General features: G+C 57.3%; 14 protein-coding genes, 1 tRNA gene, 2 rRNA genes and 1 pseudogene (1 of these 18 only partly in view). 10 read left to right on the top strand and 8 right to left on the bottom strand.

Annotation, left to right across the window (positions count from 1 at the left end; genetic code table 11):
• The 3 genes from ACK6D9_RS21815 to ACK6D9_RS21805 form a co-directional block, all read left to right on the top strand.
• Positions 1-2473: ribosomal RNA gene (locus tag ACK6D9_RS21815) — 23S ribosomal RNA — on the top strand (it extends 337 nt beyond the left edge of the window).
• Positions 2474-2607: 134 nt separating this feature from the next.
• Positions 2608-2722 (top strand): 5S ribosomal RNA (rrf, locus tag ACK6D9_RS21810).
• A 205-nt stretch (positions 2723-2927) separates the two neighbouring features.
• Positions 2928-3004, top strand: a tRNA-Met gene (locus ACK6D9_RS21805).
• Positions 3005-3487: 483 nt separating this feature from the next.
• Here the strand turns inward: ACK6D9_RS21805 and ACK6D9_RS21800 are convergent.
• From ACK6D9_RS21800 to ACK6D9_RS21785, 4 genes and pseudogenes are all read right to left on the bottom strand, one after another.
• Positions 3488-3625 (bottom strand): annotated as a pseudogene (locus tag ACK6D9_RS21800) (IS481 family transposase); the annotation flags it as partial.
• Positions 3626-3840: 215 nt separating this feature from the next.
• Positions 3841-4911, bottom strand: a complete 1071-nt coding sequence (locus ACK6D9_RS21795; RefSeq protein WP_412050098.1) for an ABC transporter ATP-binding protein — start codon at positions 4909-4911, stop codon at positions 3841-3843.
• Positions 4912-4966: 55 nt separating this feature from the next.
• A complete protein-coding gene (locus ACK6D9_RS21790) occupies positions 4967-5875 on the bottom strand; it encodes an amidohydrolase family protein (protein ID WP_412050097.1) in 909 nt (302 codons plus the stop codon).
• 2 nt (positions 5876-5877) lie between these two features.
• Positions 5878-7407: a hypothetical protein gene (locus tag ACK6D9_RS21785; protein ID WP_412050096.1), complete on the bottom strand. Its 1530-nt coding sequence runs from the start codon at positions 7405-7407 to the stop codon at positions 5878-5880.
• Between the two features lie 191 nt (positions 7408-7598).
• On the opposite strand from ACK6D9_RS21785, the gene ACK6D9_RS21780 reads away from it, so the two are divergent.
• The 5 genes from ACK6D9_RS21780 to ACK6D9_RS21760 all read left to right on the top strand — a co-directional run bounded on the left by ACK6D9_RS21780 (position 7599) and on the right by ACK6D9_RS21760 (position 12285).
• Positions 7599-8678, top strand: coding sequence for a Gfo/Idh/MocA family protein (locus ACK6D9_RS21780; protein WP_412050095.1), 1080 nt, complete (start codon positions 7599-7601; stop codon positions 8676-8678).
• A 119-nt stretch (positions 8679-8797) separates the two neighbouring features.
• Complete coding sequence (locus tag ACK6D9_RS21775) at positions 8798-10090, top strand: ABC transporter substrate-binding protein (protein ID WP_412050094.1); 1293 nt, start codon at positions 8798-8800, stop codon at positions 10088-10090.
• Positions 10091-10145: 55 nt separating this feature from the next.
• A complete protein-coding gene (locus ACK6D9_RS21770; RefSeq protein WP_412050093.1) occupies positions 10146-11078 on the top strand; it encodes a carbohydrate ABC transporter permease in 933 nt (310 codons plus the stop codon).
• Positions 11075-11938, top strand: coding sequence for a carbohydrate ABC transporter permease (locus ACK6D9_RS21765; protein ID WP_412050092.1), 864 nt, complete (start codon positions 11075-11077; stop codon positions 11936-11938). Before ACK6D9_RS21770 ends, ACK6D9_RS21765 begins: the two co-directional genes overlap by 4 nt.
• Positions 11935-12285: an L-rhamnose mutarotase gene (locus tag ACK6D9_RS21760; protein ID WP_412050091.1), complete on the top strand. Its 351-nt coding sequence runs from the start codon at positions 11935-11937 to the stop codon at positions 12283-12285. Before ACK6D9_RS21765 ends, ACK6D9_RS21760 begins: the two co-directional genes overlap by 4 nt.
• An 11-nt stretch (positions 12286-12296) precedes the next feature.
• Here ACK6D9_RS21760 and ACK6D9_RS21755 read toward each other — a convergent pair whose 3' ends face one another.
• Positions 12297-13175: an IclR family transcriptional regulator gene (locus ACK6D9_RS21755; RefSeq protein ID WP_412050090.1), complete on the bottom strand. Its 879-nt coding sequence runs from the start codon at positions 13173-13175 to the stop codon at positions 12297-12299.
• A gap of 118 nt (positions 13176-13293) precedes the next feature.
• Here ACK6D9_RS21755 and ACK6D9_RS21750 point away from each other — a divergent pair, with 118 nt between their 5' ends.
• Together ACK6D9_RS21750 and ACK6D9_RS21745 are read left to right on the top strand one after the other, a co-directional pair.
• Positions 13294-14313 (top strand): succinylglutamate desuccinylase/aspartoacylase family protein, encoded by a 1020-nt coding sequence (locus ACK6D9_RS21750; protein WP_412050089.1) that lies wholly within the window; start codon positions 13294-13296, stop codon positions 14311-14313.
• Positions 14310-15251, top strand: coding sequence for a threonine/serine dehydratase (locus tag ACK6D9_RS21745; protein WP_412050088.1), 942 nt, complete (start codon positions 14310-14312; stop codon positions 15249-15251). The genes ACK6D9_RS21750 and ACK6D9_RS21745 overlap by 4 nt, the downstream gene beginning before the upstream one ends.
• Before the next feature lie 219 nt (positions 15252-15470).
• On the opposite strand, the gene rbsK is transcribed toward ACK6D9_RS21745, so the two are convergent.
• The 3 genes from rbsK to ACK6D9_RS21730 all read right to left on the bottom strand — a co-directional run bounded on the left by rbsK (position 15471) and on the right by ACK6D9_RS21730 (position 17994).
• Positions 15471-16394, bottom strand: a complete 924-nt coding sequence (rbsK, locus tag ACK6D9_RS21740) for a ribokinase (protein ID WP_412051876.1) — start codon at positions 16392-16394, stop codon at positions 15471-15473.
• A gap of 7 nt (positions 16395-16401) precedes the next feature.
• Positions 16402-16854: an RbsD/FucU family protein gene (locus ACK6D9_RS21735; RefSeq protein ID WP_412050087.1), complete on the bottom strand. Its 453-nt coding sequence runs from the start codon at positions 16852-16854 to the stop codon at positions 16402-16404.
• Positions 16855-16929: 75 nt separating this feature from the next.
• Positions 16930-17994 carry a sn-glycerol-3-phosphate ABC transporter ATP-binding protein UgpC gene (locus ACK6D9_RS21730; protein ID WP_322990733.1) on the bottom strand — a complete coding sequence of 355 codons (1065 nt, stop codon included), beginning with the start codon at positions 17992-17994 and terminating at the stop codon, positions 16930-16932.
• Positions 17995-18100: the final 106 nt, after the last annotated feature.

Below are 18100 nucleotides of genomic sequence, written 5' to 3'. Positions count from 1 at the left end.
CATTGGTAAGTAAAGTGGAACGATCTGGAAAGGTCGGCCGTAGTGGGTGATAGCCCCGTACACGTAATCCTTACCATTGTCCTAGAGTAAGGCGGGACACGTGAAATCCTGTCTGAACGTGGGGGGACCACCCTCCAAGCCTAAGTACTCGTGCATGACCGATAGCGAACAAGTACCGTGAGGGAAAGGTGAAAAGCACCCCGACAAGGGGAGTGAAATAGTTCCTGAAACCGGATGCCTACAAGCAGTCGGAGGGCGAAAGCCTGACGGCGTACCTTTTGTATAATGGGTCAACGACTTAGTGCATCAAGCAAGCTTAAGCCGATAGGTGTAGGCGCAGCGAAAGCGAGTCTTAATAGGGCGATTAGTTTGTTGCATTAGACCCGAAACCGAGTGATCTAGCCATGAGCAGGTTGAAGGTTGGGTAACACCAACTGGAGGACCGAACCCATATCTGTTGCAATAGATCGGGATGACTTGTGGTTAGGGGTGAAAGGCCAATCAAACTCGGAGATAGCTGGTTCTCCGCGAAAACTATTTAGGTAGTGCGTCGACCGAATACCCTCGGGGGTAGAGCACTGGATGGGCTATGGGGACTCACCGTCTTACTGATCCTAACCAAACTCCGAATACCGAGGAGTACTAGTCGGCAGACACACGGCGGGTGCTAACGTCCGTCGTGAAGAGGGAAACAACCCTGACCTCCATCTAAGGTCCCCAAGTCATGGCTAAGTGGGAAAGGATGTGAGACTCCCAAAACAACCAGGATGTTGGCTTAGAAGCAGCCATCATTTAAAGAAAGCGTAACAGCTCACTGGTCTAAATAAGGGGTCTTGCGCCGAAAATGTACCGGGGCTAAAGCCATGCACCGAAGCTGAGGATGTGCAGTTTACTGCACGTGGTAGCGGAGCGTTCTGTAAGTCTGTGAAGGGAGACCCGTGAGGGCTCCTGGAGATATCAGAAGTGCGAATGTTGACATGAGTAACGATAAAGGGAGTGAGAGACTCCCTCGCCGAAAGACCAAGGGTTCCTGCTTAAAGTTAATCTGAGCAGGGTGAGCCGGCCCCTAAGGCGAGGCCGAAAGGCGTAGTCGATGGGAACCACGTTAATATTCGTGGGCCTGGTGGTAGTGACGGATCTCGTGTGTTGTCTTTCCTTACTGGATTGGGAAGGCAGCGAAGAGGTTCCAGGAAATAGCTCCACCGTATAGACCGTACCCGAAACCGACACAGGTGGTCAGGTAGAGAATACCAAGGCGCTTGAGAGAACTGCGTTGAAGGAACTCGGCAAATTGCACGCGTAACTTCGGAAGAAGCGTGACCCTTGTTTACGCAAGTAGATGAGGGTGGCACAGACCAGGGGGTAGCGACTGTTTATCAAAAACACAGGGCTCTGCGAAGTCGCAAGACGACGTATAGGGCCTGACGCCTGCCCGGTGCTGGAAGGTTAAGAGGAGAGGTGCAAGCTTTGAATCGAAGCCCCAGTAAACGGCGGCCGTAACTATAACGGTCCTAAGGTAGCGAAATTCCTTGTCGGGTAAGTTCCGACCTGCACGAATGGCGTAACGACTTCCCCGCTGTCTCCAACGCAGACTCAGTGAAATTGAATTCCCCGTGAAGATGCGGGGTTCCTGCGGTCAGACGGAAAGACCCCGTGCACCTTTACTATAGCTTTACACTGGCATTCGCCAAGGCATGTGTAGGATAGGTGGTAGGCTTTGAAGCATGGGCGCCAGCTCGTGTGGAGCCATCCTTGAAATACCACCCTTATCTTCGTGGATGTCTAACCGCGGTCCGTTATCCGGATCCGGGACAGTGTATGGTGGGTAGTTTGACTGGGGCGGTCGCCTCCGAAAGAGTAACGGAGGCGCGCGATGGTAGGCTCAGACCGGTCGGAAATCGGTCGTCGAGTGCAATGGCATAAGCCTGCCTGACTGCGAGACTGACAAGTCGAGCAGAGACGAAAGTCGGTCATAGTGATCCGGTGGTCCCGCGTGGAAGGGCCATCGCTCAACGGATAAAAGGTACGCCGGGGATAACAGGCTGATGACCCCCAAGAGTCCATATCGACGGGGTTGTTTGGCACCTCGATGTCGGCTCATCGCATCCTGGGGCTGGAGCAGGTCCCAAGGGTTTGGCTGTTCGCCAATTAAAGCGGTACGTGAGCTGGGTTCAGAACGTCGTGAGACAGTTCGGTCCCTATCTGCCGTGGGTGTAGGAATATTGATAGGATCTGTCCCTAGTACGAGAGGACCGGGATGGACGTATCTCTGGTGGACCTGTTGTCGTGCCAACGGCATAGCAGGGTAGCTATATACGGAATGGATAACCGCTGAAGGCATCTAAGCGGGAAACCAACCTAAAAACGAGTATTCCCTGAGAGTCGTGGAAGACTACCACGTTGATAGGCTGGGTGTGGAAGCGCAGTAATGTGTGAAGCTTACCAGTACTAATAGCTCGATCGGCTTGATCGTTCTCATTGCTTGTGCTCATCGAAACAGACTTCGGTGTGCCAGCGATTGTGTTCATAAAACTAAAGGGACTAGCCTCCCGCCAGCTTCTCAATCAACTTGCACATGTAGCCATGTGCAATGTTGCGCTTTGCCGACCTGGTGGTCATGGCGGGGCGGCTGCACCCGTTCCCATTCCGAACACGGCCGTGAAACGCCCCTGCGCCGATGGTACTTCGTCTTAAGACGCGGGAGAGTAGGTCGCTGCCAGGTCTGCAAAGCGCAACACATATCTTCTCAAACTTACGAAACTTGGAACTACCGCGGGTCGCAATCGCGGCCCGTTTTTTGCTTTCTGCCTCGAACTCATTCGTTCAAGGCTTGTCGCGGGGTGGAGCAGCCCCAGCCGAACCGCAGAGGCCAAAGGCCTTGTGGACCGGCAAACAAAACCGGGCATGCCCGGAAGCTCAAAATTTATCGCGGGGTGGAGCAGCCCGGTAGCTCGTCAGGCTCATAACCTGAAGGTCGCAGGTTCAAATCCTGCCCCCGCAACCACTGAAACTTGTAAGTCCTGCCATTCTCGGCGCTTGCCCTCAAGTTCCTCCGCACAAAGCGCGAGGAACTTTTTGCGTTTGGGCTCCGTGTCAAGAACGCCCTTGTCGATCAGGTTGTGGAACTCGTACTCCTGAGCCGTCCGGAATTCCGCTTCCATCGCCTTGATCGTGTCCATCGTTGCCAGAATGCTCACGATTGCACCATGGACGAAGAGTTCAACGCCGTTGCCGTTCTCGGCCGGCCCGATCACCACTTGTTGGACCAACCCGCGGATCATGGTGATGAACGGCTGCTTGGTCTCGGCGTCTGCGTGCTCACGCATATAGTACATCACAGAGTTGATTACGCGTTGAACGACTTCCGGCGTCACATCGTCAGCCAGGTTGATCGGCTTGGTCGACCTGAGAGTTCCTAGAAAGATAGTCACTATGTAGTGCCGTGCTTGATTTATGCGTGCCGGATCCGAAGGTCTTCGACGTGTCAGCGGAACTTCGCTTGGAACTCATGTCCGTTGTCCGTGCGGATTTCCCGGATCCTGAACGGGAATTTTTTTAAGATGTGATCAACGAAGTCGATCGCGTTGGCTTGGGTGTGTTTCTCATAGACTTTGCAGCCACGAAGCAATCCGACGGATTGACAAGTCTCCCGTGCAATCATGCTCCCGAAACCAAATTGATAGACTCGATGTAATAGCCACCTTAGAGGGCGGCCTTTTTGTTTATGTAGAGGGAGCCAGGACACTGGTCGGGGCGACTGGAAGTTTACCCTGCACCCAACCAAAAACACCGGACGAAATCAGCGGTTCACTCCGGCGCCAATTCATCCTATTTGACCGCTTACGTCACTGATTGTTTAGGCCGAATATTCACGCCGGTCGCAGTGTCAAAAAGATGGCACATCGATGGATCCGGGCGAACGGTGATGGTCTCGCCCGGGATGAATGAGCGCCGCTCGCGCAGGGTAAGAATCACAGGCTGCCCGGCGAGACGGATCATCACCTGCGTTTCGGCTCCGGTGGGTTCTACCGCCAGCACGTCGACCTCGATCCCCGCGGGATCGAGCACGAAATGTTCCGGCCTCAGGCCGAGAACAATGTCGCCGGAAACCTGGTTGCGCAGATCCCCAAGCTTGATCGTGGTGCCGTCGGCGGCGGTGAAAAGCCCATCGGCAACCGTGCCTTCGATCATGTTCATCGCCGGAGAACCGATGAACCCCGCCACGAACAGATTTGCCGGGTTGTCGTAAAGCTCAAGCGGGGTGCCGATCTGTTCGATGCGGCCGTCATTCATCACCACAATTCGGTCTGCCATGGTCATCGCTTCGACCTGATCGTGGGTGACATAGACTGTGGTTGTCTTTAGTCGAGCGTGGTTCTGTTTGACTTCGAAACGCATCTGCACCCGCAGTTTGGCATCGAGATTGGAGAGCGGTTCGTCGAACAGATATACTGCCGGATCGCGCACGATGGCGCGTCCCATGGCAACGCGCTGGCGCTGCCCTCCCGAAAGCTGTTTCGGCATCCGGTCAAGATAGGGGGTCAAGCCCAGGATTTCGGCGACCCGGGCGATCCGATCATCGCGGTCTTTGCGGGGGATCTTCTTCAGCCGCAGCGCGTAATCCATATTTTGTGCCACAGTCATGTGAGGATAAAGCGCATAGGACTGGAACACCATTGCGATGTCGCGATCTTTGGGGGCCAGTTCGTTGATGATCTCCCCTTCAATGGAAATGGTGCCGCCGTTGATTTCCTCAAGTCCGGCAATCATCCGCAGCAATGTAGATTTGCCACAGCCCGAAGGCCCGACCAACACCAGAAACTCGCCATCGGTGATGTCGATGGAAACACCCTTGAGGACATTCTGCCCGCCATAGTGCTTCCTGACATCGCTGATCGTTAAAACGCCCATGAAATTGCCCCGTCTGGCCTATGGTGGGTCTGGTGAATGTGCATTGGCAATGCTCTCAGGTTGGAATGCGGTAAAACTGCGCGGCATTGCCGGCAAACAACGCATGTTGTTCGGTCCCGGATAATCCGGCAAAGGTCCGGAGAAAATTGTCGTAGGTTTGTTGGAAGCTTGCATGGAAAGTGACGACCGGATGGTCGCTGCCCAGCATGCAGCGGGAAACGCCAAAAGCGTCAAGACAGGTCAGCGCAACCGAGGACAGGCTTTCTGCATTCCAGTCGGGGTCATAGGCCACCAGATCCGAGATCTTAAGCACGACATTTGGGGCCTCTGCCAACCGTCTCAAACTGTTTGCCCAATGGGCCATGCCCTCCGGGCTGCGGTCGAAGGGGGATCCGCAATGGTTGATGGCGAAGCGCTGGTTTGGGAAATCTCGCACCAGATCCAGCGCATCCTCGATCTGCCAGGGCGACATCAACAGATCAAACGACAGATCCAGGGGGGCGAGCTGCGCCAGACCCGCGCGCCAACGCGGATCGGCCATCCGGTGACGATCAGTGACTGCCGATCGGGCCGGGTCAGGATGCCAACTGACAATGTCGCGGATGCCAACCACCCGCTCGCGGCCGGCGAGCGCTTCAAGATATGGCTCGACCCCGGCGCGGCCCAGATCGGCAAAGGCCACATAGCGCGTGGCAATGCCGTCAGGACGGGGCAGGGCATCAAGCCAGTCGATCTCGCCCATCGGATCGGCGGGGTCCCAGTTTGCCTCGATATGCACGCTGGCTACCACGTCAAACCCTTCCACCGCCTGCAGGTAATCCTGGGGCAGACATGATTGCCCCAGCACCGGGTCATTTTTGCCGCGCAACCAAGGGTGACGCTCCAGCGTGCGATCCCAAAAATGATGGTGGGAATCGATGATCGGACCGGTGTAACGACCCTTGTCGTCCACAAGCGCGGCCATGATCAGTGGCCCATGTAGCGGCGTTGGGTGATCCGCTCGATCAGCGTCAGCCAGCGCCGGGCGGTTTCAGGCGGCGCACCGGTTACCTCGGCCAACGCATTTTCGGCAAGCGTGTCGAGCCGGGCCAGCGGAAGATGCGCGTTGGCGTCGATCTCCTCGGCGATGGCGATGAAGCGATCCGCCTGTTCACGCGAGCCAAACAACGGTGCGACGTCGCGATCAAGGAACTCTTCCCAGCTCAGCGTAGGGTCCCAGCCAAAGCGCGAAAACGCCAGATATCCGATCTCGGTGGTGGCGTTATAGGCAGATACTTCGCCCCAGATCGTCAGGCCCTTCATGCCCATGGCGTGACCGCGCTGGCACATGTCGGCAAAGCTGCGCGCATTGAAAGCATAACGTTCGGTCCGACCGTCGCCGTTCCATTGGCAGGCAAATTGGCACCGCAACACGTTGGGTTGAGTTGGCAGAGAGGCAACAAAATTGGCTGTCACCGTGTCACGCAACCGTGCCCAATATGTGCGATTTGCCGTGTGTTGATAGATCGCGCCGGGCGGCAATTTCGCCTGTTCGCTGGCTGCAACAGGTTCGACCAGATTGTCCCATTGCATCTCGCAATAGATCCAAAGATCGGGCTTTGCCGCTTTGGCCGCGCGGTAAAGACGTGGAAAGTTTGCGGCCATGTCGGAATGGGACCAACTGTCGCCGTATTCGTCCTCGCGGCGGGCAGCCTCGGCTTCATTGGCGCGACGCGCGACGCATCGATCACAATCGCAAACGCCGTAATCACCGCTTTCGATGTTGATACCACCGATATCAAAGGTTTCGGCCAGCCAAGTCACCGCTTGTTCCATCCATTCCATGGTTTCGGGTGCGCTTGGGCAGGCGGTCATGGTGTAATCGGAATGGGGAAAGTTAAGCGGAAAATCGAGATCGGCGATCTGAAAACCGATGTCGTGGCTCATTTTTGCCGTATGTTCGGGATTGCTCTTTAGCCAGGTGGACAGGTTAAAGCGGTGGTTGCCTTCCCAATACACCCCGCCATAGGCGCCGATGGCGATGCCGGGAATGATGCGCACACCCCGTTCCCGTCCATAGCGGCACAACTCATGCGCGGCGTCGATACCGCCGTGACTGTCGCGCAGAAAACCGTAAATAACGACGCCGCCAATCCGGTTCGCAGAACAGAAATCCACCAGGCGCTTGTAATCGGCGAGAAAGCCGCCCGGCGGCTTTTGATAGGGATTGAATACACCGATTTCCTGGTGGCCGATCTGGGATAGTTCCCAGTTTGTCGAGTGATCCCATGTCCAAAAGCTGAGATAGGGCATGCCGGGACCATCGGAAATCGGCGCGTCGCCCAGTTGGCTCAGGTTCAAGTCAGGGCCACAGCGTTTCAAGAGCTCTTGCGCGGCATAGATCACGCCAGAAAATGGTCCCCCGCGAAGTTCGACCCCGTCGGCAATCGGGGCGATGGTGAAATGCCCCTCTGCCAATTCCGGATCGTCAATCAGATGCACCGTCAGGGTGTCCAAGGCCCCCGGTGCCGACCCTTCTTGCAGAATTCGCGCAGCGTGTACGTGAAGGGGTGCGCCATTGATTGCCATGCCGTTTTCTCCCTTGGTCTGAATGGTGTCAGTAGATCGGAATGGATATCAAATATCAATAGTTGTTTTCGCTAATGATAATATGTTAGCGTCGAGTGCGAAACAGGAGCGGCCTGACCATGACGCAATTCTCTGATGAGCTTGCTGCACTGCGCCAATCTTGGCCGATGCCGTCGCAACCCCGGCCAATTACCATTATCGGGTGTGGCGGTATTGTGCGTGACGGGCATCTTCCGGCCTACCGCAAAACGGATTTGCCGGTTGCCGGTGTTTTTGATGTGAACCGCGACGTTGCCGAGGCCTTGGCACGCGATTTTTCTGTGCCTGTGGTGCATGACACATTGGACAGTGCGCTGGCAGCTTGCGGGACCACAGGTGTTTTCGACCTGGCGCTGCCGCCTGCCATTCTTCTCGATACGGTCAAGCGTCTGCCCAAGGGCGCTACTGCGTTGCTGCAAAAGCCGCTGGGGCCCGATGGCGATGCCGCGCGTGAAATCGTTGCGGCCCTGAAGGCCCGTGACATCACCGCGGCAACCAATTTCCAGTTACGCTTTACCCCGTCCATGCTGGCCATCGAAGACGCTGTTCGCAAAGGCCTGTTTGGCGAGGTTGTCGATGTTGATGTGCATCTTGCTGTCTATATGCCTTGGGAGTTGTGGTCGTTTATCCCTCATATGAAAGCGGTCGAAATGCCGCTGCATTCGATTCATTATCTTGATTGGATAAGAGGACTTCTGGGCGAGCCCGACAGCATCTTTGCCAAAGCGGTCAAGCATCCACGCTATCCCGATTTGGCGGACGCGCGCTCGAGCATCATCCTTGACTACGGGGATCGGGTGCGCTGTGCGTTGTCGCTGAACCACACTTATAACTTTGGCCCCGAACATATCGACGCGACAATCCGTGTCGAAGGGACAAGAGGCGCGGCGCACCTGACGGTTGGATATCTGATCGATTATGTTCAGCCGGTTCCGGAGCGGCTGGAGATTGTGACTGAGGGCAATAGCTGGAAACACCTGCCTCTGACGGGGGAGCGGATGCCAGACTCCTTCGCCTATGTCATGGCCAATCTTCAGCGATTTGCGGCAGGCGAAGATGACAGTCTGGTCACTGACGTCACCGATTCAATGCGAACAATGTTTCTTGTGGATGCCGGTCTTGAATCCAGCCGCAAAGGAGGGGTGAGGCCAAAATCCTGACGACCCCGGGCACAAAACAGGCCCGCAAAAACAATAAGAACATCAGCCAATTTCGAACCGCTGTCAGGCGGTCGAATAAACGGGCGCGGAATGCGCATATCTGATTTGGAGGGAAAGAAATGAACACTAAGCAAAAACGGATCTCGCGCCGCATCGGTGCATTTGTCACGGGGGCTGCCGTGTCGCTATTGCTGTCGTCGGCCACCTTTGCTGCTGATGTGACAACAATCAAGGTTTTGAACTGGCAACCGGGCGGACCGGAGTACTGGGCTGCGCTCGTCGAAGCGTTCGAGACAAAGCATCCCGACATCAAGGTCGAATTGGAAACGGTGCCGTTCGACCGCTATGCCGAGGTGCAAGGGCCCTATATCGCAACCCGCAGTGGCCCTGACGTGATGGAGCAGAATGCCGGGCTCGAACTGTTTGACCGGCGCATGGGGTATATCGAACTGTCCGACGATGTGCTGGCGGCAGGTGATGATCTGTTGGGGCGTGTTGGCGGCTGCCTGGGCTATGACCTGTCAAACGCCTGTTACGGTCTGCCTTTCGGGTTGCAAGGCAACGTCATGTATTACAACAGGCAGGTTCTGAGCGCGGCCGGACTTGATCCGGAAAATCCGCCCACCACCTGGGAAGACTTTGGCGCGGCCTGCGACGCGATCAATGCCATCGACAAGACCTGTCTTGCGCTGGGGATGACTGGCCCATTTCCTGCCTATTGGTCCTTCCCCGAAATCGCGCGCAACTTCCTGACCGAAGATGACATTCGCGCCATACTGGCCGGTGACATGCCTTGGACAGACCCCAAGATGGTGAGCATTTTGACCGCCATGGCGGAAATTCCCCAAAAGGGTTGGTCAAATTCCAACGCACCGTCAATTTCGATGTTGCCCGACGCAACGGATATTTTCGCCAGCGGCAATGCAGGATTTGCCGGAACGATCATTGCCGATGCGGTAAACTGGGCCGCCTTCGGTGAAGCTTTGGGCGATGAAAATCTGGGCGCGATGCGCTGGCCCGCCATCGTTCCTGAGGCTCCTCTTGCCAAAAGCTTCAGTGGCGTTGAAAGCAGCGTCTTCGGGGTGACATCCTGGAGTGAAAAATCAGAGGCGGCGGCGGAATTTGTCAAATTCATTGCCGGGGTCGAAAACGGCAATCTGTTGACCAGTTTGGGCGGCGGAATTCCCTTGAACTCCAAGGTCGACCCGGCGCTGTTCCCGAAATCCGAGGCGCTGAGCCAAATTCGGGAAATCATTGCGAAGCCTACCATCCATGTGGGCGTGCTGTTGAGCGGTCAAGAGGTTGATGCGCTGGCTCGAGGTTGGCAGGAGGTCGCGCTTGGTCGTTTGACTGTCGAAGATTGGGTCGGGCGGATGCAGGTGGCCCTCGAAGACAGCCCTGGCAAAAACTGAAGCCTGAGCGGGGCGTATCCGAGATGCGCCCCGCCAATTCGCCAGGTCGAGTTATATGGAAAGCCCGCACATGAATCTTCGTCGATCAGAAAGTCCCAAACGCCGCGGGTCCCGACAGGCCGGCATCTGGCTGATCGCTCTTCTTGTGGCTCCGGCGATTATCCTTGCCGTCACGTTCAAATTGGTGCCGCTGGTCCACGTTGTATGGATGAGCTTTCAAAAAACACAGGGCTTTTACGAGCCGAGCTTTGCGGGCTTGGCAAACTACGAGGCTATTTTCCGCGATCCGATGTTTATCACGTCGTTTCGCAATGCCTTTATGGTGTTTCTCAGTCTGCCGGTTTGGGTATTCCTGCCGTTGATCATCGCGATCCTGCTGTTTCAGCGCACGCCGGGCTGGAAGGCGTTTCGCGCGATCTATTTCCTGCCGTATATGATCGCACCAGTCGTGGTCGGGATCATGTTTCGCCAAATCCTGGCCCCCGACGGCCCGTTGAATGCGATGCTGATTGGGGCCGGGCTTGAGGGCTTTGCTATCGAATGGCTGAACGGGCCGAACAGCGCGCTGTTTGCTCTGACGGCCGTCGCCCTGTGGAGCTTTTTTGGTCTGGGTGTACTGACCTATCTGGCCGGATTGTCCACTGTTTCCCAGGAGGTGATCGAAGCCGCGCGTCTCGACGGAGCCGGTTTTTGGCGGCTTTTGTTCAATTTTGCGCTGCCGTTGCTAAAGCCAGTTGTCGGCTATTGGACCGTGCTGTGCATGTCGGGGATGTTGATTTGGATGTTCCCGCTGGTTTACGCCATGACGCGTGGCGGGCCGGGCAGTGCCACGATGTTGCCCGAGTATCTGGTGTTCATCACCACGTTCGAATTCCTCAACCGGGGCAAGGGCGCGGCAATCGGTATGGCGCTTTTCATCTTTGTCGCGGTGATTTCAACCTTTGTTGTGCGCCAGATGTATCGGGATGGCCGGGGGAAATCGCAATGAGCACGATGATGACGGTACGCCTGCGCGCCAGGGCGCGCGCCCGTGCAACATTCGTGCGTTGGCTGGTGACGGGCGCTTTGGTGGTGGTCGCCGTGGCCGCACTTTACCCACTGTTGTTTACGGTTGTGAACTCGTTCAAATCCCGCAGCGGATATGCGCAAAACCCGCTTGGCCTGCCGGATGCGATCAGTCTGGAAAACTATATCGCCACGTTCAGCCGGATGAACGTGCCTCGTCTGTTGTTGAACAGCATCGTCACCACCGGGGGTGGATTGATCCTGTCGACCATTGCTGCGTTGTTGATAGCCTATGCGGTCACAAAATTGCGGATCAAGGGCGGAAATCTTTTGTTTCTGTTTGTCATTTCGATGCTGGTGATCCCCAGTCAGGTGATCATCTATCCGCTCTATGCCACGATCCTCGATCTGGGGTTCGGCAATTCCTATGCCGGTCTGATCCTGGCCTATGCCTCGTTTGGTCTGCCGATCAGCACCTATTTGCTGGTGGCCTATTTTCGCGCCATTCCTGATGAATTGATCGAAGCCGCGCGTTTGGATGGGGCGGGTGAATTGCGTATCCTGTTTCAGATCCTGCTGCCGGTGTCCGCCCCGGCTGTGGCCGCGCTGTCGATCCTCAATTTCGTCTGGATGTGGAATGATTTGTTGCTGCCGCTTGTCATCATGGGCGGATCTGACAACACCACGCTGATGGTCGGCGTGGCGCTGCTGTCGGGACAATATGACATCTCGATCCCGCTGATCAGTGCGGGGATGATCATCGCCCTTTTGCCGGTGCTGATTGTTTATTTCCTGTTTCAACGGCAGATCCTGAACGGTGCCATTTCAGGAGCGGTAAAATGAACGCAGCGCCCGAGGAACCTCTTGTCTTTATGTACCGGCTAAAGCCCGGCATGGGGGCCGAATACGATCGTGCGCACAGGGCGGTCTGGCCAGAAATACTGGCTTTGCTGGATGCAGCGGGCATTTATGACTATCGGATATGGCGGCGCGGTGATCTCGTCGTGAGTTCGATGCGCACCGTAAAGGGGTTCGATTACGCCAGTCGCGTTACCGCCACAAGTGAAGTTCAAGCCCGCTGGACGGCTTCGTTGGCACATGTGTTTGAACAAATCAGTGACGAAGACGGCGCGCCGCTTTGGCTGGATTTGGTCTTTGCCCACAGGCCACAAGAGGAGCCGGGCCCATGAGGATCCTTCGCCTAGCCGATCCGGTCGGGGGGACGTTTGGCTGCAATCCGGGCGAGGGGAAAGGTTGGCTCTGCCAGGCGACCGCCCAGCAACTCGGTGATGGTCTGGGCAGCACCAAAGGCTGCCTGGCAGGCGGCATCGAAATCCACCAGTTGCCGCGCCGCCTGAAGGAACGGCATGGTCAGCGCCGCCGTAGCAAAGCCGCTGTGATCAATAAGCGGGAAGCTGACATCGGTGATGCCCTGCAATCCTTCACCGGTCACCATTTCGTATCCACGGGCATGAATCCTTTCGGTACGACGGATCAACGCCTCGGCATCTTCAGCCGACTGGTTCTGACGCAATTCGTCAAGGATCCACGCCTTGGTCTCGGGCGATTGAAACGCCACCAGCAATCTTCCCGATGCGGTGGCCATCGCCGGATTTTTCGTGCCAACGCGCAGTCGAAATCCGAGGGGGGCGGGGCTGTCGACCTGGGCAACGACGCGGATATCTGTTTTGTCCAGAATGGCGATGTGCATGGCCTGATCTGCGGCAACAGAGGCGGCATTCATAATCGGCGTCGCCAGATCAACCAGACGCGCCAGCGGCGGATAACGATGGGCAAGGTCGAATACCCGGTTCGAGAGATAAAAACCGTCTTCTCCTGTGTGCCTCTGAATGTAACCGCGCCGCTCCAGAACCATGACCACGCGATAGACCTCTTGCAGCGACCGGCCCAAGAGCTGCGCAATTTCACTTTGGTTGACGCCCCGCGAAAGGCCGGCCAAAAGCTCCAGAACATCCAATCCCTTTTCAAGGGCGGGCGCCTCATAAGAGCGTTTTTCAACCTTCTTGGGTGTCTTTTTGACGGACGGGGCTTTGGCGGTCGGTATCTGTTTCGACGGCACGGGCGCATACTCCTGATAATCACTATCAAATATAAAAATGAACTTTTACATACAAAATCAATAGCCCGCAAGTGCCGCATCGCGAAGGCATTCCATGAAAATCACAGTGAGCGATACAATGACTGAGACACACAAGAAGCAACTTTATCACGTCACGGTTGATTTCGACCGAGACGGAAAACAGATCGGAACCTTTCAGGTGCCGCTTTCGGTTCATGACGACGCTTGGGGAGTGATCCCGGTGCCTGTGGCGGTGATCAAGAACGGCGAGGGCCCGACTGTAATCCTCGAAGGAGGCAATCACGGCGATGAATACGAAGGACCGATCGCCCTTGGCGAGTTGATCCGCGACATCGACGTGGCCGATGTTACCGGACGTTTGATTGTTATACCCGCGATCAACCAGCCTGCAGTGTTGGCGGCGCAACGTACGTCGCCCATCGACGGGATCAACATGAATCGGGCGTTTCCGGGAGACGCTTTGGGCAGCGCGACCGAACAGATTGCGGCCTTCGTCAATGACGTGCTGTTTCCCATGGGTGACGTGTTTATCGATCTTCATTCGGGAGGATCGTCGCTGAATATCATCCCGAGTGCCGTGATCGAGCCCGGGCTCACGCCCGAACAACATGTCGCCAATGTCAAAGCTGCCTCGGCCTTTGGCACCCCGCTTGCGGTGGTGATCGACAATCGCGGTGATCCGCGTACCGCCACCGCGTCGGCCGCCCGGGCAGGGATGACGGTGATTGGTACCGAGATGGGCGGCGCCGGGACCACGTCGATCGAGGCGCTTGCGCTGTGCCGTCGCGGCATTCGAAATGTTCTGGCCAGCGTCGGTGTGTTGCCGCAACGAATGGCAACGCCGGTACCGGCCCCCAAACTTTACACGCTTTCGCCGCTTGCCCATTTGATCACCGAAGACGACGGTGTGTTCGAAGCGCTGCATCCCCTTGGCACCGAAGTTTCGGCTGGGGATGTTGCTGGACGCGTTCACTTTCTGACCCAACCGGCGCGGTCACCGGTCGAATTGCGCTATCGGACCAGCGGCATTGTTTATGCACGCCGGCAGCCGGGCAGGGTGCGCCCGGGGAATTGCTGTATCGTCGTCGCATCGCCCCACACGGAGGTTCAATCATGATTTCACTGGATGACATTCGCGCCGCAGCACAGCGCATCGCCCCACATATCAGGCACACACCTGTTCTGGAATTGACAGCGATTTCCGATCCCGTGACCGAGGCGCAATTATTTCTCAAGCTCGAAAACCTGCAATGCACCGGATCTTTCAAGGCTCGCGGCGCGACCAACAAACTTCTCAGTCAGCCGCCCGGCGCAGTGTCCAAAGGGATCGTCACGGCCTCAGGGGGCAATCATGGTTTGGCTGTGGCCCGGGCGGCACGCTCGGCCGGGGTCCCAGCAACCGTTTATGTGACCGAAAGCGCCACTGAGGAGAAGCGCGAAAAGCTGCGCCGGAGCGGCGCCGAGGTTAAAGTGCTGGGCAAAATCTGGAACGAGGCCAACGAAGCCGCGCTGGAGCAGGCTGAACGCACCGGTGCCGCCTATTTCCATCCTTTCGCCGATCCTATGGTGGTCGCTGGACAAGGCACAGTAGCGCTGGAATTTCTTGACGCTGTGCCGAACCTTGACACCGTTATTGTGGCAATTGGTGGCGGCGGACTGATCTCCGGCATGTCGGTGGCGCTCAAGGCGCTCAACCCCGCTATCCGCATCATCGGGATCGAGCCGGAAGGATCGCCGACGCTCAAGGCCAGCCTGGATGCCGGACGGGTTGTGCGGCTTGAAAGCGTGACCAGCAAAGTGGCGACCATGAGTTGCGGTGAAACCGACCCGGGGGTTTTTGCTCTGGTGCGCGATAACGTTGATGAAATCGTGCTGATTTCCGATGCCGAAATGGAAGATGCGGCCGCCTGGCTTTGGTTCGAACTGGGCATTGCCGCAGATTTGAGCGGGGCCTCGGCCATAGCGGCCCTTCGATCGGGAAAAATATCTCTACCCGCCGATGCAAGAGCTGGCGCATTGGTGTGTGGTGCCGGGTTGGACGGTGTCGCGCTCTAAAACAGCAAGGCGCAAAATGTCAGCGCGCTGCAGGTCACCGTTCTTCCGGGGTTCGTCGAGAATTCTGCTGAATGCGATGATCTGCAGCGGCCTGCCTGTCTGCCGCTCGGTGTTCAGGTCTGCCACCAACTCCGGACTGGATGAAACCGGGTAGGACGAAGCCGCGACCGGGATCCAAATGATAAATCTCCGGGCTTCGTTGTTAATCGGCGCCGGGTATCACTGGCGCTGCAGAAGTGTGTTTATCTCTGTTAGCGAAGGCATCGAGGGTGCCGTGCCGGGCCGGGTCACCGAGATCGAGGCTGTGGCGCAGCCGAACCTGACGGCAGTCACCGGGTCCATGCCGGTGGCCAGTGCTGCGGCGAAACCGCCGTTGAAGGCGTCTCCGGCACCGGCGGTTTCAACCACCGGACCGATATCGAAGGCCGGGACGTGAACGCTTTGCCCACCTGCATGATAGAGCGCGCCCTTTTCGCCCAGCGTGATGACCACCGCCCGGGCACCCATTCGGGTCAGTTCCACCGCAGCCCTGATGGCGTCCTCGAGGCTGGTCACAGCGATGCCGGTCAGCGCCTCGGCTTCGGTTTCGTTCGGGGTCACGTAGTCGCACAGCGCCAGCATGCCGTCGGACAAGGTGGCTGCAGGCGCCGGATTGAGGATGGTTGTTGCACCGCCTTCGCGGGCGATCTGCAGGGCGTGCATCGCCGCATCCATCGGCTGTTCAAGCTGGGTGACGAACACTGCGGCATTGCTGATCAGCTCGGCACGCGCATCAACGTCTGCCGGGGATATCGAACCGGCCACGCCGGGGCAGACAATGATCGCGTTGTTGCCGGTTCCCGCCTCGACAAAAATGTAGGCAGCGCCGGTGTAGCCGTCTTCATGCTGAGTGATCGCTGGTGTCACGCCCGCATCGGCCCAGGTCTTGAGCGCCATCTCGGCGAACGTGTCGCGCCCAAGCCGGGTGATGAAATGAGTCTCCACCCCGGCTCTGGCCGAAGCCACAGCCTGGTTGGACCCCTTGCCGCCTGGCCCGAGCGCAAACCCCTCGCCCATGATGGTCTCGCCCATTTGCGGCGCTCGCGCCGCGCGGTAGGCCGTGTCGGCAACGAAAACGCCCAGAATGACTACTCTTGTCACGATGTTTCCCTTACTCTTCCGGCGGGATAACGCCTTTGCGGAACATGAAGCAGCCGTAGAACCGTCGTTCACCGGTCTGGATCACTGCATAGGCTTGCTTGGCCATGTCGTAGAAGGCGAAGCGTTCGATGCCGACCATCGGCCGCGACTGACCTTCGGCTGCATCGATCGCCTTCTGCACATCGGCCTGCACCGGGGGCACCTCGCCGGGATTGCCGACGATCTCCATGCGGCCGGCAAAATCATCGACGAAGGTGTCGAGCGGCAGCACCGACAAGATGGCTTCAGCAGCTTCCCCGGCGGTCAGGTTGTCCATGCGCAGGAGATCGCCGGTCACCGTCTGGCGGGCGATGGAATCGGACGGAAAATTGGTGTCGGCGATGATCAGCATATCGCCATGGCCCATGGCGCGAAGTGCATAGAGCACCTCTGCGTTCAATCGCGGGTCCAGTCCCTTGAGCATGCGATCCTCCTTCGTATGATTTAATCAGGCACGGTATCCTGCGTCACCGTTTTGACGGTTTACGGCGAGGCCTAGTCAATCCAGCCGTAGCCCGGTCTCCGCGTCAAACATGTGCACCATGTCGGGGTGTGGTTTTAACCGGATCACATCGCCCGGCCGGAAGGCGTGGCGTTCTTTGAATACGGCGATGATCTCCCGACCCGCGGCCCGGAGCACGACATGGGTTTCGGATCCTGTGGGTTCGACCACTGCGACCTTGGCCTCAAAGCCTGCCTCATCCAGTTCGAGATGTTCCGGTCGGATGCCGAAAACCACCTTGCGACCCTGCTCCATTCCGGTGCGCTCCGGCGCTGCCAGTGATACGCCCTGAGCTTCCACCGTCAGAGATCCGCCGTTGCCGTCGACGACGCCTTCGATCAGATTCATCGATGGTGACCCGATGAAGCCGGCGACAAACACATTGGCTGGCCGGTCATAAAGCTCCAGCGGCGCACCTTGCTGCGAAATATGGCCGTCACGCATGACCACGATCTGATCGGCCATGGTCATGGCTTCGATCTGGTCGTGAGTTACATAGACCGTGGTGGTCGACAGCCGCTGGTGCAATTCGCGTATTTCGGCGCGCATCTGCACCCTGAGTTTGGCGTCAAGATTGGACAGTGGTTCGTCAAACAGGAATACCTGCGGTTCGCGCACGATCGCCCGCCCCATGGCAACACGCTGGCGCTGCCCACCTGAAAGCTCTCGCGGGAAACGCGCCAGATAGGGTTGGAGGCCAAGGATTTCCGCAGCTTTGGCGACCCGTTCATCGATTTCCGCTTTTGGCATGTTCTGCATCTTCAGGGCAAAACCCATATTGGCGGCCACTGTTTTATGCGGATACAGCGCGTAGTTCTGAAATACCATCGCGATATTGCGCTCAGCCGGCGGCAGGTTGTTGACTACCCGTCCGCCGATATTGATCGTGCCTGCGGTAACGCCCTCGAGCCCGGCAATCATCCTGAGCAGTGTTGACTTGCCGCACCCTGATGGACCGACCAGGACCACGAACCGACCATCGGGAATATCGATATCCACGCCGTGGATAACTTCCAACGATCCATAGGCCTTGTAGAGTTTTTCGATCCTGACGTCCGCCATGCCGCCCCCATTGTTTTTTCACGCCTTCCGCAATTGGTAGCGCACGAAAAAGGCGCTGTCCATGTTGTAGGCATGCTAACATGTTAGATACTTGACAGCTTGGCGG

Source organism: Hoeflea sp. Naph1 (assembly GCF_046837775.1).
Classification (GTDB): Bacteria; Pseudomonadota; Alphaproteobacteria; order Rhizobiales; family Rhizobiaceae; genus Hoeflea.
The sequence above is the reverse complement of the archived record's forward strand: the minus strand, read 5'-3'. Positions and strand labels throughout refer to the sequence as shown.

Coding starts and splice junctions, on each gene's coding strand:
- ACK6D9_RS21790 (WP_412050097.1), bottom strand. CDS start 5,875: ATGGCCGCGCTTGTGGACGACAAGGGTCGTTACACCGGTCCGATCATC.
- ACK6D9_RS21795 (WP_412050098.1), bottom strand. CDS start 4,911: ATGGGCGTTTTAACGATCAGCGATGTCAGGAAGCACTATGGCGGGCAG.
- ACK6D9_RS21730 (WP_322990733.1), bottom strand. CDS start 17,994: ATGGCGGACGTCAGGATCGAAAAACTCTACAAGGCCTATGGATCGTTG.
- ACK6D9_RS21765 (WP_412050092.1), top strand. CDS start 11,075: ATGAGCACGATGATGACGGTACGCCTGCGCGCCAGGGCGCGCGCCCGT.
- ACK6D9_RS21760 (WP_412050091.1), top strand. CDS start 11,935: ATGAACGCAGCGCCCGAGGAACCTCTTGTCTTTATGTACCGGCTAAAG.
- ACK6D9_RS21735 (WP_412050087.1), bottom strand. CDS start 16,854: ATGCTCAAGGGACTGGACCCGCGATTGAACGCAGAGGTGCTCTATGCA.
- ACK6D9_RS21775 (WP_412050094.1), top strand. CDS start 8,798: ATGAACACTAAGCAAAAACGGATCTCGCGCCGCATCGGTGCATTTGTC.
- ACK6D9_RS21780 (WP_412050095.1), top strand. CDS start 7,599: ATGACGCAATTCTCTGATGAGCTTGCTGCACTGCGCCAATCTTGGCCG.
- ACK6D9_RS21770 (WP_412050093.1), top strand. CDS start 10,146: ATGGAAAGCCCGCACATGAATCTTCGTCGATCAGAAAGTCCCAAACGC.
- ACK6D9_RS21745 (WP_412050088.1), top strand. CDS start 14,310: ATGATTTCACTGGATGACATTCGCGCCGCAGCACAGCGCATCGCCCCA.
- ACK6D9_RS21750 (WP_412050089.1), top strand. CDS start 13,294: ATGACTGAGACACACAAGAAGCAACTTTATCACGTCACGGTTGATTTC.